This is a genomic window from Azospirillum sp. ST 5-10 (genome assembly GCF_051225715.1).
Taxonomy (GTDB): Bacteria; Pseudomonadota; Alphaproteobacteria; order Azospirillales; family Azospirillaceae; genus Azospirillum.
The window spans coordinates 1-15,302 of the sequence record NZ_JBPJSP010000022.1; the positions used below are offsets into that span (position 1 = coordinate 1).

The 15,302-nt window shown below is 72.3% G+C and carries 12 protein-coding genes; all 12 read right to left on the bottom strand.

Annotation, left to right across the window (positions count from 1 at the left end; all coding sequences use genetic code 11):
• Nucleotides 1-73: 73 nt before the first annotated feature.
• The 12 genes from ACSBPG_RS21575 to ACSBPG_RS21630 all read right to left on the bottom strand — a co-directional run bounded on the left by ACSBPG_RS21575 (nt 74) and on the right by ACSBPG_RS21630 (nt 15,300).
• A complete protein-coding gene (locus ACSBPG_RS21575; protein WP_435539279.1) occupies nt 74-3,232 on the bottom strand; it encodes an efflux RND transporter permease subunit in 3,159 nt (1,052 codons plus the stop codon).
• Nucleotides 3,229-4,401, bottom strand: a complete 1,173-nt coding sequence (locus tag ACSBPG_RS21580) for an efflux RND transporter periplasmic adaptor subunit (protein ID WP_435539280.1) — start codon at nt 4,399-4,401, stop codon at nt 3,229-3,231. Before ACSBPG_RS21580 ends, ACSBPG_RS21575 begins: the two co-directional genes overlap by 4 nt.
• Nucleotides 4,402-4,568: 167 nt before the next feature.
• Nucleotides 4,569-5,954: a sensor histidine kinase gene (locus ACSBPG_RS21585; protein WP_435539281.1), complete on the bottom strand. Its 1,386-nt coding sequence runs from the start codon at nt 5,952-5,954 to the stop codon at nt 4,569-4,571.
• A 188-nt stretch (nt 5,955-6,142) separates the two neighbouring features.
• A complete protein-coding gene (locus tag ACSBPG_RS21590) occupies nt 6,143-7,327 on the bottom strand; it encodes an ABC transporter substrate-binding protein (RefSeq protein ID WP_435539282.1) in 1,185 nt (394 codons plus the stop codon).
• 49 nt (nt 7,328-7,376) lie between these two features.
• The gene (locus ACSBPG_RS21595) at nt 7,377-8,345 is read right to left on the bottom strand and encodes a PDR/VanB family oxidoreductase (RefSeq protein WP_435539283.1); all 969 of its coding nucleotides are present in this window, start codon (nt 8,343-8,345) and stop codon (nt 7,377-7,379) included.
• A 20-nt stretch (nt 8,346-8,365) separates the two neighbouring features.
• The gene (locus ACSBPG_RS21600; RefSeq protein WP_435539284.1) at nt 8,366-9,127 is read right to left on the bottom strand and encodes a GntR family transcriptional regulator; all 762 of its coding nucleotides are present in this window, start codon (nt 9,125-9,127) and stop codon (nt 8,366-8,368) included.
• 10 nt (nt 9,128-9,137) lie between these two features.
• A complete protein-coding gene (locus ACSBPG_RS21605) occupies nt 9,138-10,208 on the bottom strand; it encodes an aromatic ring-hydroxylating dioxygenase subunit alpha (protein WP_435539285.1) in 1,071 nt (356 codons plus the stop codon).
• Between the two features lie 366 nt (nt 10,209-10,574).
• Nucleotides 10,575-11,318, bottom strand: coding sequence for an ABC transporter ATP-binding protein (locus ACSBPG_RS21610; RefSeq protein WP_435539286.1), 744 nt, complete (start codon nt 11,316-11,318; stop codon nt 10,575-10,577).
• A complete protein-coding gene (locus ACSBPG_RS21615; RefSeq protein WP_435539287.1) occupies nt 11,311-12,066 on the bottom strand; it encodes an ABC transporter ATP-binding protein in 756 nt (251 codons plus the stop codon). The genes ACSBPG_RS21610 and ACSBPG_RS21615 overlap by 8 nt, the downstream gene beginning before the upstream one ends.
• 3 nt (nt 12,067-12,069) lie before the next feature.
• On the bottom strand, nt 12,070-13,080 hold the full coding sequence (locus tag ACSBPG_RS21620) for a branched-chain amino acid ABC transporter permease (protein WP_435539288.1): 1,011 nt from the start codon (nt 13,078-13,080) through the stop codon (nt 12,070-12,072).
• Between the two features lie 24 nt (nt 13,081-13,104).
• On the bottom strand, nt 13,105-13,959 hold the full coding sequence (locus ACSBPG_RS21625) for a branched-chain amino acid ABC transporter permease (RefSeq protein WP_435539289.1): 855 nt from the start codon (nt 13,957-13,959) through the stop codon (nt 13,105-13,107).
• A 156-nt stretch (nt 13,960-14,115) separates the two neighbouring features.
• Nucleotides 14,116-15,300, bottom strand: a complete 1,185-nt coding sequence (locus ACSBPG_RS21630; protein WP_435539290.1) for an ABC transporter substrate-binding protein — start codon at nt 15,298-15,300, stop codon at nt 14,116-14,118.
• Nucleotides 15,301-15,302: the final 2 nt, after the last annotated feature.

The window sequence follows — 15,302 nt, forward strand, 5'->3', positions numbered from 1 at the left end:
TCGCCAAGGCCCGAAAGCCCTTCGAACCAAAGCTCGCCCCCTGAAAATAGGGCTTGCTCAACGTGACGGTATCTCACGGCGCGGCCTCCCCCGCCTCCCCGCTGCGACCGGCCGGCGCCGCCCCGGGCCGGCCGGTCAGCCGTTCCTCCAGGCGCTGGAACGCGGCGAACAGGGGCGGCACCAGCAGGATGCCCACCACCGTGGCGGCCAGCATGCCGGCGAACACGGTGATGCCGATGGACCGCCGGCTGGCCGCGCCGGCACCGCTCGCCACCAGCAGCGGCACCGCCCCCAGGATGAAGGCGAAGGCGGTCATCAGCACGGCGCGGAAGCGCGCCTTGGCCCCCTCCACCGCCGCCTCGTGCACCGACAGGCCGTCGTGGCGCCGGGTGCGCGCGAACTCGACGATCAGGATCGCGTTCTTGGCCGCCAGGCCGATCAGCAGAACCAGGCCGATCTGGGCGTAGACGTCCAGCGGGTTGCCGGCCAGCAGCAGTCCGCCCAGGGCCCCGGCGACGGCGACCGCCACCGACAGCAGCACCGAGGCCGGCAGGAACCAGCTCTCGAACTGCGCCACCAGGAACAGGTAGGCGAACAGCAGCGCCAGCCCGAACACCAGCGCCGCCTCGCCGCCGGCGCGCACCTCCTGGTAGGAGAGGCCCGACCAGACATAGCCGTAGCCGGCCGGCAGGGTGCGGTCAGCGACCGCGGCCATCGCCGCCAACGCCTCGCCGGAGGTGGCGCCGGGCGCGGTCTGGCCGTTGATCTGCGCCGACAGCGCCTGGTCGTAGCGGCTGATGGTGTCGGGGGCGAGATCCGGGACGACGCGGGCGATGCTCGACAGCGGCACCAGCTCGCCCGAGGCCGAACGGACGTGCAGGCGCTCGATGGCCGCGGGCGTCCGGCGGAACTGCGGCAGGTCCTGGATGCGCACCTGGTAGATCCGGCCGCCGCGCGGGAAGTCGTTGACGTAGGCCGAGCCGAGATGGGCCTGCAGCGTCTCGTAGACGGCGGCCGGCGTGATCCCGAGGAGCGCCGCCTTGGTGCGGTCCAGCTCCAGGAACAGGTGCGGCACGTCGGCGGTGTAGGTGCTGAAGGCCGAGCCGATCGCCGGCTCCTGGTTGGCGGCGACCAGCAGGCCCCGCAACACCGCCGCCAGATCCTGCGGCGAGGCGTCCGACAGCGCCTGGAGGCGGAAGTCGAAGCCGCCGGTGGCGCCGACGCCGGGCACCGAGGGCGGGTTGAAGGCGAACACCGTCGCCTCGGGGATCGCCATGAAGCGCGCCTGCAGGGTGCGGATCAGCGCATCGACGCTCTCCTCCGGGCCGCGGTCCGCCCACGGCTCCAGCACGGCGATCGCCAGGCCGGCGTTGGAGCCGCCGCCGCCGAGCAGGCTGAAGCCGGTGACGCCGATCACGTCGGCCACCCCCTCGGCGTCGCCGACGATGGCGGCGACCCGCTCCATCACCTCCTCGGTCCGGTTCAGCGCCGCCGCGCTGGGAAGCTGGACGTTGACGAAGAAGTAGCCCTGGTCCTCGGCCGGCAGGAAGCCGCCGGGCAGCACCCGCAGGAAGCCGTAGGCGGCGCCGGCGACCGCCAGGAACAGCACGGCCGTGAGCGCGAGGCGCCGCGCCAGCACGCCGACCAGGCGGCCGTAGCCGGCGCGCGTGCGCTCCAGCACCCGCTCGAAGGCGGCGAGCGGCCCGCGGCGGCGCGGCCGGACCGGCCGCAGGATGACGGCGCACAGCGCCGGGCTGAGGGTCAACGAGACGACGCCGGAGATGAGGAAGGCCACGGTGATGGTCACCGCGAACTGGCTGTAGAGCTGGCCGGTGATGCCGGGCAGGAAGGCCACCGGCACGAACACCGCCGCCAGCACCAGGGTGGAGGCGACGATCGGCCCGGTGACCTGGCGCATCGCCCGCAGCGCCGCGGCGGCCGGCGCCAGGTCCGGCTCCGCCTCCATGACGTGGCGGACGTTCTCGACCACGACGATGGCGTCGTCGACGACCAGGCCGATGGCGAGGATCAGGGCGAACAGGGTGATCGTGTTGGCGCTGAAGCCGGCGACGTAGAGCACGGCGAAGGTGGCGACCAGCGACACCGGGATCGCCAGGGTCGGGATCAGGGTCGAACGGCCGTCCTGCAGGAACAGGTAGGTGACGCCGACCACCAGCAGGAAGGTGACGCCGAGGGTCAGGACGATCTCCTCGATGGTCGCCTCGACGAAGCGCGTGGTGTCGAACACGACGGCGTAGTCCAGCCCCTCGGGGAAGCTGCCGGACAGGCGCTCCAGCTCGGCCCGCACGCGCTCGGCCACCTCCAGGGCGTTCGCCTCGGGCGACTGGTAGACCACCAGCATCGCCGACGGCCGGCCGTTGAGGCGCGAGGTGGAGGCGTAGGTCTGCGCCCCCAGCTCCACCTCGGCGACGTCGCCCAGGCGGACGACGCCGCCGTCGGGATTGGTGCGGACGATGATCCGGCCGAAGGCCTCGGCCTCCTCCAGGCGCCCCTCGGCGAGGATGGTGAGCTGCTGGCCCTGGGCGTCGCCGATCGGCGGGGCGCCGATCTGTCCGGCCGGCGCCTGGGCGTTCTGCGCCTGCACCGCGGCGACGATGTCGGCGGCCGTCACCCCGCGCGCCGTCATGCGGTCCGGATTCATCCAGATCCGCATGGAGTAGGTGGCGCTGCCCAGCACCTGCGCGTCGCCCACGCCGTCCAGCCGGGCGACGGCGTCCCGCACCGACAGGTTGGCGTAGTTGCCGATGAAGAGCGGGCTGAGGTCCGCCCCTTCGGCGGCGTAGAGATTGACGCCCATCAGCATGTTGGTGGAACGCGGCCGCACCGTCACGCCCTGGCGCTGCACGGTGGACGGCAGCATGGCCTCGGCGAGCTGGACGCGGTTCTGCACCTCGATCGCCGCGAGGTCGGGGTCGGTCCCCACCTCGAACGTCACCGTCAGGGCGTAGGAGCCGCTGTCGGAGCTGCTGGAGGACATGTAGAGCATGCCCGGCACGCCGTTCACCTGCGCCTCGATGGGGGCGGCCACGCTCTCGGCGACGACGGCGGCGCTGGCGCCGGGATAGCTGGCGGACACCTGCACCGACGGCGGCGTGATCGCCGGGAACTGCGCCACCGGGATGGCGCCCAGCGCCAGCAGCCCGGCCACCAGGGCGGCGACCGACAGCACGATGGCCAGGTTGGGGCGGCGGATGAACAGGCCGGAGATCATCGGGACTCACCGGGGGCGTCACCGGTCGTGGCCTCGGCCGTCTGCTCCGCCGGTATCGGGTTCACCGCCATGCCCGGCTGGACCTTCTGCTGTCCCTGGACGACGATGGTGTCCCCGGCTTCGAGCCCGCTGCGGACGGCGAAGGTCTGTCCGACCTGCGTCCCCAGCGCGACGCGGCGCGCCTCGACCCGGTTCTCCGGCCCGACCACCAGCACGAACGGCCCGTCGCGGTCGCGCTGCACGGCGGTGACCGGCACCACCGGCCGCTCCGTCGTCTGCTGCGGCCGGACGCGGACGGTGACGTACTGGCCGGGCAGCAGGGTGCGGTCGGGGTTGGGGAACTCGGCGCGCACCGTCACCGTGCCGGTCGCCGGATCGATGCGGTTGTCGACGAAGGCGATGCGGCCCGGTTCGCCGTAGGTCTCGCCGTCGGCCAGCTCCAGGGTCGGCGTGAAGCGGCCGACCAGCTCCGCCGGCGAACGGGCCCCGAAGCGCCGCTGCACCGCCAGGAGGTCGCGGTCGCTGACGGAGAAGACGACGCGGATCGGGTCGAGCCGGACGACCGTCGCCAGCACGCCGCTGTCCGGCCCGACCAGGTTGCCCTGGGTCACCGCGGTGGCGCCGATGCGGCCGGCGATGGGAGAGCGCACCTCCGTGTAGTCGAGGTCGAGCCGCGCCCGCTGCACCTCGGCCTCGGCCGCCTTGACGTCGGCCGCCGCCGTTTCCCGGGCCGCCAGGGCCTCCTGGAGGGCCGCCTCGCTGACGTTGCCGCGCTGGCTCAGCTCCTCGGCCCGGGCGTAGGCCTGCTGGGCCTCGCGGAGCTGCGCCTGGGCGCGCTGCAGCCGGGCCTCGGCCTGGGCGAGCCCGGCCCGGTAGGGGGCCGGCTCGATGACGTAGAGGAGCTGCCCCTCCTCGACGTCCTGGCCCTCGTCAAAGGCGACCCGCTCGACCGCGCCGGTGACCCGCGCCCGCGCCTCGTAGGACTGCGGCGCCTCGGTGCGGCCGACGAAGGCTTCCGACGGCGTGACGTCGGCGCGGCGCACCGTCTCCACCGCCACCGCCGGCGGCGGGCCGGCGGGCGTCTGCGCCCGGGTGGAGGGTGCTGCGAGCAGGACGGCGAGGACGGCGAACGCGCACAGCCGGCGCGCGGGCGTGAAGGGCGTCGTCATGCAGGCTCCCGCTGGCGAGGCTTCGGTCTGCCTCACAACAGGAGGGCCGGCATGGCGTTGCGCCGGCGCAGCGCAAGCGGAGCGGGAAAGCGATCTTGCTCTAAAGATTTGAATTTAGAGCGGGATCACTCCAGGTGGGATCACCTGGAGTGATCCCGCTCTGGAACCTAGGGACGGTGCGGCAGGTCGATCCGACACACCAGACCGGTGGCGGACCAGTCCATCTCCGCCCGGCCGCCCGGCCGGGCGGCGACGGTGCGCTCCAGGAGCCGGGTGCCGAACCCCTTGCGGCCGGGGGCCGTCACCGCCGGGCCGCCCGATTCCCGCCATTCCAGGCGCAGCACGGTGCCCTCGGCGTCGAGGCTGCCGGCGAGGACGACCCTGCCCTCCGGCACGGAAAGCGCGCCGTACTTCGTGGCGTTGGTCGCCAGCTCGTGGAGCGCCAGGGCGAGGTCCGACGCCACGTCGGCGGTGACGGCGACCTCGTCGAGGTCCAGGCGTGCACGCCCGTCGCCCCCGACGAACGGGGCGAGGGCCGTGCGGGCGAGGACGGGCAGCGGCACCGCCACGGCGCCGTGGCTGGCCGTCAGCAGGTCCTGCGCCGCCGCCAGCGCCCGCAGCCGCCCGCCGAACCGCTCCAGGAAATCGGAAAGCGTCGGCGCCGTGCGCGCCGACTGGTGCATCAGGGCCTCCATCATCGTGAACAGGTTCTTGATCCGGTGGCCGAGCTCGGCGTTGAGCAGGCGCGCCCGCTCCTCCAGCGCCTTCTGCTCGGTGACCTCGCGGACCATGACGCCGACGGCGACGACGGTCCCGTCGGCGTCCTTCAGGGGGTAGAAATCCTCGATCCAGCAGCGTTCCACGTCGGGTTCGCGTGGCGTGGTGCCGCGCACCTCGTTGTTGCGGATCGCCTCGCCGGTGTCGAAGACGCGCGCGAAGAGCGGTCCGGTCACGGGCCGCAGGGCGGGAACGACGTCCCAGGCGGAGCGCCCGAGGTGCGCCTCCACCGGCAGCCCGTTGATGTCCGCCAGCGCCTCGTTGACGCGCAGGAAGGTCATGTCGCGGTCGAACAGCCCGAGACCGATCGGCGCCGTCCGGTAGAGCGCCTCCACCTCGGCCAGTTGGACCCGCGCCCGCGCCTCGCTGCGGCGCAACGCCTGCTCGGTCTCCCAGCGGGCCGTGATGTCGTGGACCTGGATCAGGCAGAGCGGCTCGGGTCCCTGGTCCAGCAGACGGACCACCACGTTGTGGACCAGCGGCCGCCCGTCGAAGCAACACAACGGGAAGATGCGGTCGTGCAGGACGGCGGTGAGTTGCCGGGCGAAGCCGGACGACAGGGCGTCGTCGACGGCCTCCCGCAGGCCGGGCGCCGCCAGCGCGGACAGTCCCTCCCACAGCGGCCGGCCGAGGAGGGTGGCGGCGGCGACCCCGGAGGCGGCGACCATCCAGGCGTTCCAATGACGCACGCAGTGCCGGGCGTCCAGAATGACCGCCCCGCTGTCGAGCGCGTCAAGAATGGCGAAATCGAGGGGCGCTGCACCGAGGCCTGACATAAACACAGAGCCCTGGAAGCGTTGAGGCACGTCTGCCGCCGGCACGATAGCAGAGCGTGGTGACGGCGCCTAGAGTCGTCGCGAACGGGCGGAGCCTGGTCCGATGCACGCATTGTCCCGGCTGCTTCTTTTCCGGTCCGCCCCCCGGGCGGCGGGAAGGACGCCGCCCTCCCCCGCCGTTCCCGCATCTACTTCTTCGCCGCCTTCACCGGGTCCTTGACGTCGGGGATCGTGGCGAACTCGACGTTGTGGAGTTCGCCGTCCACCCGCTCGACCTTGCGGATGTAGACGTTTTGAACGATGTCGCGGGTCTCGGGATCGATGGTCACGGGCCCCCGCGGGCTGGTCCAGCTCATCCCCTTCATGGCCTCCACCAGGGCCGGGCCGGCGGTGTCGCCGCCGGTCTTCCTCAGCGCCTCGTAGATCAGGTGCATGCCGTCGTAGCCGCCGACCGCCATGAAGTTCGGCCGCATGCCGCCGCTGGCCTTCCTGAACGCCGCGACGAAGGCGCGGTTCTCCGGCGACGGATGGGCGGCGGAATAGTGGTGCGACGACACGATGCCGAGCGCCACGTCGCCCATGGCGTTCAGCAGGTCGTCGTCGGTCACGCTGCCCTCGGCGAGGACGGCCATGCCCGAATCGTGCAGGCCGCGCTCGACGAACTGCTTCATGAACTGGGCGCCGACCCCCGACGGCACGAAGACGAACAGGGCGTCCGGCTTGGCGTCGGCGACCTTCTGGAGGAACGGCGCAAAGTCCGGGCTGCGCAGCGGCACGCGCAGGGTGTCGGCGACGGTGCCGCCGGCGGCGGCGAAGCGCTCCTCGAACGCCGTCTCCGTGTCGATGCCGGGGCCGTAGTCGGTCACCAGGGTCACCACCTTGCCGATCCCGTTCCTGGCGGCCCAGTCGGCGGCGGCGACGGTCACCTGGGCCGCCGTGAAGCTGGTGCGGACGACGTAGGGCGAGGCTTCGGTGATGATCGAGGTGGCGGCCGACATCACCACCTCCGGCACCTTGGCCTGGGTGGCGACGGGGGCGGCGGCGAGCGCCAGCGGCGTCAGGCCGAAGCCGGCCAGCACCGCGACGCGGTCGTTGACCACCAGCTCCTGGGCCAGGCGCTTGGTCAGGTCGGCGACGCCGGTGTCGTCCCTGACCACCAGCTCCACCGTCTTGCCGGCGACGTCCGTGCCGTGCTGCGCCATGTAGAGGCGGGCCGCCGTCTCGATCTGCCGGCCGGTCGAGGCGAAGGGCCCCGACAGCGGCAGGATCAGCCCCACCTTCACCGTGTCGGCCGCGGCGGCGGGCATCGGGCCCGCCGCCATGACCGCCAGGACGGCCGCCGCGCCCAGCGCGACGGTGCGCCGATGGATCATCTCTCTCTCCTCCCTCTCGTCCGGTTGGCGACGACGCGTCTTCGGCGTCCTATCGGTCGGCGGTGTCGATGGTGATGCCGCCGTGCGCCACCCGCGACACGCAGGTGCACAGGCGGGTGTTCTCGGCCTTCTGCCGGTCGCTGAAGAAGACGTCGCGGTGGTCGACGTCGCCGTCGGCGTCGAGGATGGCGACGGCGCACAGGCCGCATTCGCCGCGCCGGCAGTTGTGGATCATGTCGACGCCGGCCGCCTCCAGGGCGTCCAGCATGGTCTGGTTCTGCGGCACGAGGATCTCGCGCCCGAGGCGCGGGATGCGGACGGTGAAGGACTCGGACGGGAAGCGGCCGGTGTTGCCGAACGTCTCGAAGCGCAGCCCGGCGGCGGGGCGGCCGCTCTGCGCCCACAGGCGGCGGGCGGCGTCGAGCATGCCGATGGGGCCGCAGATGTAGAGCTCCCCACCCGCCGGCAGGCCGGCGATCGCGGCGGCGAGGTCGATGGCGCCGCCCTCCGCCTCGACGAAGACCTCCAGGCGGTCGCCGAGGCGCCGCCGCAGCTCCTCGGCGAAGGCGAGGTCGGCGCGGCCGCGCACGGCGTAGAGCAGGCGCACGTCCGCCCCGCCCTCGGCCAGGGCGAGCGCCATGCCGTAGATGGGCGTGATGCCGATGCCGCCGGCCACCAGCAGGTAGTGCGGCCGGCCGCGGCCGAGCGCGAACAGGTTGCGCGGCGCGGTGATCCGCAGGCGCGCGCCCGCCTCCAGGGTCCAGAGATAGGCCGAGCCGCCGCGGCCGGCGGGCATGCGCTTGACGGCGATGCGGTAGACGCCGTCGCGGCAGGGGCCGACGACGGAGTAGGAGCGCACGTCCGGGCGTCCGTCGACGAACACGGTCACGTTGATGTGGGCTCCCGGCTCGGGAGCCACGAAGCCGTCCGCCGGTGCGATCTCGAACAGGCGGATGTCGGGCGTCAGATCGGTGACGGACCGCAGGACGGCGTCACCCCATTCGGATTCGGCTGGCATGTCTCGATCTCCGGCGCGGCTCAGGCGCTTTCGCGCGCCCGGATCAGCGGCGATCCGGGGATGCGCTCCCGATGGTGTTGGTTCTGCAGGGCGATCTGGAGGTTGCGCTGGGCGATGCGGGAATGCTCGCGGGCCAGGCTTTCGGCGCGCGCCCCCTCGCCACGCTCGATGGCCTCGAGGATGGCGCGGTGGTGCTCCTGGGCGATGACCAGGATCTCCCGCGATTCCGCCAGCTCCGACTGCATGAAGACGAAGGCGTTGGGCGAGGCGAAGGGCAGGGTCTGGATGCGGTCGATGGAGCGCTTCAGCACCGGGCTGTCGGCCAGTTCCACCAGCCGGGTGTGGAAGCGCTCGTTGAGGCGGATGTAGTCGGAGAAGCCGTCGATGCCCGGGCTGGTCCGCCGCACCAGCGCGTCGAGGCTGCCGACGCAGTCGCGCAGTTCCGCCAGCTCGTCCCGGCCCGGCCGGCGTTCGGCGGCGCGGCGCGCCGCCATGCCCTCCAGCGTGCCGCGCACCTCGATGGCGTCGGCGATGTCCCGCTCGTCGAAGCGGCGGACGGTGAAGCCGCCCGTCGCCAGGCAGTCCACCAGCCCCTCCTCCTCCAGCCGCACCAGCGCCAGCCGGATCGGCGTGCGCGACACGCCGAGCCGCTCGACGATGCCCAGCTCCGGCACCCGCTCCCCCGGCGGCAGCTCGCCGCTGAGGATCAGCTCGCGGAGCTGCAGCAGCGCCTTGACGGTCTGCGCGTTGCGCGGCTTGTCGTCCATGCTCCGTGCGGACATCGCCGGCCCGTCACTCCGCCGCCATGCGCGGCGCACCGCCGCGCTCGGCGGCGATCAGGCGCTCCACCAGGCGGCGCGCCCACAGGGCGCCGGCGTCGATGTTGAGGTCGTAGAAGGGCTGCCGGGCATGGCGGTCGATCGCCTTCTGCTGCGCCTCCAGCACCACGTGGTCCTGGTCGTAGACGCCCTTCCCGGCGTTGACGTGGCCGAGGTTGATGGCCCGCGTCAGCTCGGCGTCGTCCTTGCGGAAGTTGCGCACGAAGTTCCAGAAATAGTGGCACGAGGTCGCCGTCTCGGGCGCCAGCGCCGCCAGGAAATGCCCGTTGACGCCCTGCGAGCGGTCGCCCTGGCGCGCCCCGGTGCCGGTCAGCGCCACGCCGACGTCGCCGGCGACGATGCAGGGCGCCTCGAAGCGGATGATCTGCCAGCGGTCGACGTTGCCGGGGCGGCCCAGCAGGCGGGCCCAGAAGGGGGGCGGGTGGATGTCCTCCATCCAGCGGGCGACGGTCACCGTGCGCTCGGTGTGGGTGACCTCGAAGGGGGCGCGGGTGATCGCCTCGTCGCCGATGCTGCCGGCGTGGACGTAGGTCTCGTGGGTCAGGTCCATGAGGTTGTCGACCACCAGCCGGTAGTCGCACTTCAGGCTGTAGAAGGTGCCGCCCTCGCCCACCCAGTCGTCGCCGTCGTTCCAGTGGAAGTCGGGCACCTTGGCCGGGTCGGCCAGCGCCGGGTCGCCCGGCCACACCCACACCAGCCGGTGCTTCTCCACCGCGGGATAGGCGCGCACGCAGGCCGACGGGTTGATGGTCTCCTGCGCCGGCATGTGGGTGCAGCGCCCGCCGGCGTCGAACACCAGCCCATGGTAGCCGCACACCACCTGGTCGCCCTCCAGGCGCCCCATGGAAAGCGGCAGCAGCCGGTGCCAGCAGGCATCCTCCAGCGCCGCCACGCCGCCGTCGGTGCGGCGGTACAGCACGATGTCGCGCTCGCAGATCGTCCGAGCGGTCAGGCTGCGCGCCACCTCGTGGCCCCAGGCCGCGGGGTACCACGCGTTCAGCGGATAGGTCCGGGTCTCCGCCATCCGTCGTCTCCTCGCCCTCTGATTGTCATGCGCCGGCGCAATCCGGCCGGCCAACAGAATAGCGCGGGGCGTCATTGGATACAATAGCCGGGGCGAGGCACAATCCGTTTGGGGGATTTCAGCGGTCCCACGCCCGGCGGATCGGCGATATTGGATACATTTCTTGCCGCGAACCCTCCCCCGGCTCCGCCGGGGGAGGGTGGCCGCGAAGCGGCCGGGTGGGGGCAAGGATCCGCGAGGATGCCGGACGGCCAGCGTGGCAAAGCGAAGGCGCCGGCCCGACGGGAGACACCCTGCCCTCACCCTTCCCATGCTCCGCACGGGCCCCTTCCCTCCCCCGCCGGAGGCGGGGGAGGGAACACACCCCTACGACGCCATGGTGCGGCCGACGGGAGGCGGGGCGGCCTTGCGGGCGACGCCGAGGTGCCGTTCCAGGGTCTCGGCGTCGTCCCGCAGCGCGGCACTGGCGCCGACGTGGACCACCGTGCCGCGGTCGAGGATCATCGCCCGGTCGGTCATGGCGAGGATCTTCTGGGCGTGCTGCTCGACGACGATGCCGGCCATGCCCTCGTCGCGGAAGATGCGGCCGAGCGCCCGCAGCAGCTCCTCGACGATGATCGGGGCGAGGCCCTCGGTCGGCTCGTCGAGCAGCAGCACCTTGGGGTTCAGCACCAGCGCCCGGCCGATCGCCAGCATCTGCTGCTCGCCACCGGAGAGCTGGTTGCCCATGTTGGTGCGCCGCTCCCGCAGGCGCGGGAACATGGCGTAGACGCGGCGGACGTCCCACGGCCCCGGCCGCGCCACGGCGGTGAGGTTCTCCTCCACCGTGAGGGACTTGAAGATGTTGCGCTCCTGCGGCACCCAGCCGATGCCGGCGGCGGCGCGCTGCTCCGGCCGCCAGCGGGTGACGTCGCGCCCGCCCAGCGTGATCCGCCCGCCGAAGCGGCGGGTGACGCCGACCGCGGTGTTGAGCAGCGTCGTCTTGCCGACGCCGTTGCGGCCGAGCAGCGCCAGCGCCTCGCCCTCGCGCAGGCTCAGATCGACGCCGGAGATGACCACCGCCTCGCGGTAGCCGGCGGTGACCGCCTCCATGGTCAGGACGTCAGGCATGGGCCTCCTCCCCGAGATAGACGGCCTTCACCGCCGGGTCGTTGGCGATCTCCTCGACCGTGCCGTCGCGGAACAGGGCGCCGTTGACCAGCACCGAGATGCGGTCGGCGAAGCTGAAGACGAGGTCCATGTCGTGCTCGATCAGCAGGACCGCCACCTCGCGCGGCAGCGAGGCGACGGCGGCCAGGATCTCCTGGCGCTCGGCCTCGGGCACGCCGGCCGCCGGCTCGTCCAGCAGCAGGACGCGCGGGCGGCAGGCGAAGGCGATGGCGATCTCCAGGAGGCGCTGCTTGCCGTAGGCCAGGGTCGCCGTCCGCTCCTCCAGCACGTCGCCGAGGCCGAAGCGCTCGGCGATCGCGGCGATCTCGTCGACGATGGCGCGCTTGGTGCCGATCAGCCGCCACCAGTCGTGGCCGCCGCCCAGGCGCTCCGACACCGCCAGCCCCAGCGTCTCCAGCGGCGTCAGGTCGGCGAAGAGCTGGTTGATCTGGAAGGTCCGCGCCAGGCCGCGGCGCACCCGCCGGTGGGCGGCGAGGCCGGTGATCTCCCGCCCCTCCAGCAGGATGCGCCCGGCGCTCGGCGCCAGCACGCCGGTCAGCAGGTTGATGAAGGTGGTCTTGCCCGCCCCGTTGGGCCCGATCAGCGCGTGGCGGGCACCGGGCTCCAGGCGGAAATGGACGTTGTTGGTGGCGGTGAGGCCGCCGAACTGCTTCTGCAGGCCGATGGTCTCGAGCGCGGGCGTGCTCATGGCTCAGGCCCTCCGCAGGCCGGGCAGGCGCCGGGCGAGCCCGGCGAAGGGGGCGCCGAGGGCGGCGACGATGCGCTCGCGCCCCACCAGGACCATGACCACGAGGATCAGGCCGATCCAGAAGTACCAGTACTGCGGCGTCAGGTTGGCGAGCTGGTCCTGGACCATGCGGAACAGCACGGCGCCGATCAGACCGCCGTAGAGATAGCCGGTGCCGCCGATGATGAGCACCAGCAGCACGTCGGCGGAGCGGTGGAATTCCAGCACGTCGAGCGACACGAACTGGGTGGTCTGCGCCAGCAGCGCCCCGGCGATGCCGGCGTAGGCGGCGGCGAGCGTGTAGACGGCGACCAGCCGGGCTCCGACGGGGATGCCGACCGCCCCGGCGCGCAGCGGGTTGTCGCGGATCGAGCGCAGCGACAGCCCGAAGGGCGACGACACGACGCGCCGGGCCAGCAGGAACAGCAGGAAGGTGACGACCAGGCTGTAGCCGTAGGCGGTCTGCCCCCACAGGTCGAACTCGAAGGTACCGAGCACCGGCGCCACCATGATCCCCTGCAGGCCGTCGGCGCCGCCGGTCAGCCAGGCCATCTGGTTGGCGATCTCGGCCAGCACCAGGGCGACGCCGATGGTCACCATGATGCGGGTGAGGTCGGAGCCGCGCAGCACCAGGAAGCTGGTGGCGAAGCCGACGGCCGCCGCCACGGCGGCGGCGGCGAACAGGCCGACCACCGGCTCGCCCACGCCGTGCTTGGCGAGCAGCCCGGCGGTGTAGGCGCCCAACCCGAAGAAGGCGGCGTGCCCCAGCGAGACGATGCCGGCGTAGCCCAGCAGCAGGTCGAGGGAGAGGGCGAACAGGCCGAGGATCGCGATCTCGTTGAGGATCAGGTACTGGCTGGGGAACAGGTAGAGGGCGGCGAAGGCGAGCAGCCAGAAGGCGGCCTCGCCGATCCCCCAGCGGGCGCGCCGCCGGAGCGCGGAGGTGACGCGGTCGCCAAGGCGGGAGGAAGTCATGGGAGCGGCCTCGAAATCGTGTCGTCAGCGGGCCGGCGCGAACAGGCCCTGGGGGCGCAGCACCAGCACCACGATCATCAGCGTGTAGATGACGAAGGCGCCGAAGTCGGGCACGTAGTACTTGCCGGCCACGTCGGCCACGCCGAGCAGCAGGGCGGCGAGGAACGGCCCGGTGATCGTCGCGGTGCCGCCGACGGTGACGACGATCAGGAAGTAGATCATGAACTTCAGCGGGAAGGTCGGGTCGAGGCCGAGGATCTCGGTGCCCAGCGCCCCGCCCAGCCCGGCCAGCCCCGAGCCGGCGGCGAAGGTGGCGGCGAAGATCAGGTTGACGTTGATGCCGAGGCCGCGGGCGACGCGCTGGTCGTCGACCGCGGCGCGCAGGCGGCTGCCGAAGCGGGTGCGCGTCAGCACGAGCTGCAGCGCCACCACGACGACGCCGCAGATGGCGATGATGAAGGCGCGGTAGAGCCCGACGGCGACGCCCATCACGTCGACCCGCCCCTGCAGCCAGGCCGGCAGGGTGATGAGCTGCTGCGACGAGCCCATGGCGTAGTCGACGGCCGCCACCGCCATGAAGACGAGGCCGATGGAGAACAGCACCTGGTCGAGGTGGCTGCGCCCGTAGAGATGGACGTAGAGGGTGCGCTCCAGCACCAGCCCGACCGCGGCGGTGAGGGCGAAGGCCAGCGGCAGCGAGGCCAGGAACGGCCACCCCAGATGGTTCATGGCGACCACGGTGACGTAGCCGCCGGCCATGGCGAACGCGCCGTGGGCCAGGTTGATGAAGTTCATCAGCCCGAGCGTCACCGACAGGCCGCAGGACAGGATGAACAGCACCATCCCGTACGCGATGCCGTCGAACAGCAGGGTCAACATGCAGTGCTCCGCATCGTCTGGATCCGGGTGGCGGGAGGTGTCGCATCGGCCCCCCACCCGACCCTCCCCCACTTCGCGGGGGAGGGCTCATCTCCTCCCCCCGCGCAGTGGGGGGAGGTCGGGAGGGGGGACCGCCGCTGCGCCTCCGTCCGCCGCCTACTTCTTCGCCGCCTTCACCGGGTCCTTGACCTCGGCGATCATGTCGAACTCCACGTTGTGCAGCTCGCCGGCGGTGCGCTCGACCTTGCGGACGTAGATGTTCTGGACGATGTCGCGGGTCTCGGGATCGATCGACACGGGGCCGCGCGGGCTGGTCCAGGACATGCCCTTCATGGCCTCCACCAGGGCCGGGCCGGCGGCGTCGCCGCCGGTCTTCCTCAGCGCCTCGTAGACCAGGTGCATGCCGTCGTAGCCGCCGACCGCCATGAAGTTCGGCCGCATGCCGCCGTTGGCCTTCTTGAAGGCCTCGACGAAGGATTCGTTCTCCGACGACGGGTGGGCGGCGGAGTAGTGGTGGGTGGTGACGACGCCGAGCGCCACGTCGCCCATGTCGTTCAGCAGGTCGTCGTCGGTGATGTCGCCGGTGCCGATCAGCTTGATGCCGGAGTCGTTGAGGCCGCGCTCGACGAACTGCTTCATGAACTGGGCGCCGACCCCCGACGGCACGAAGACGAACAGGGCGTCCGGCTTGGCGTCGGCGACCCGCTGCAGGAACGGCGAGAAGTCGGGGTTGCGCAACGGCACGCGCAGGTTCTCGACGGTGCCGCCGGCCTTGGTGAACTCCGCGCTGAACGCCTTCTCCGCGTCGATGCCGGGGCCGTAGTCGCTGACCAGGGTCACCACCTTGTGGATGTCGTGCTTGGGCGCCCAGGCGGCCAGCGGCACCGCCGCCTGGGGCAGGGTGAAGCTGGTGCGGACGATGTAGGGCGAGGCCTCGGTGATGGTGGCGGTGGCCGCCGCCATGACGATCTCCGGCACCTTGGCCTGGGTGGCGATGGGGGCGGCGGCGAGCGCCAGCGGCGTCAGGCCGAAGCCGGCCAGCACCGCGATGCGGTCGTTGACCACCAGCTCCTGGGCCAGGCGCTTGGTGAGGTCGGCGACGCCGGTGTCGTCCCTGACGACCAGCTCCACCGTCTTGCCGGCGACGTCCTTGCCGTGCTGCTCGATGTAGAGGCGCGCCGCCGCCTCGATCTGCCGGCCGGTCGAGGCGAAGGGCCCCGACATCGGCAGGATCAGCCCCACCTTCACCGTGTCGGCCGCCAGCGCCGGCGGCGGCCCGAAGGCCAGGGTGCCGGCGACGGCGGCCAGTGCCGCCAGGGAAACGCTACGCCTGTTGAGCATCG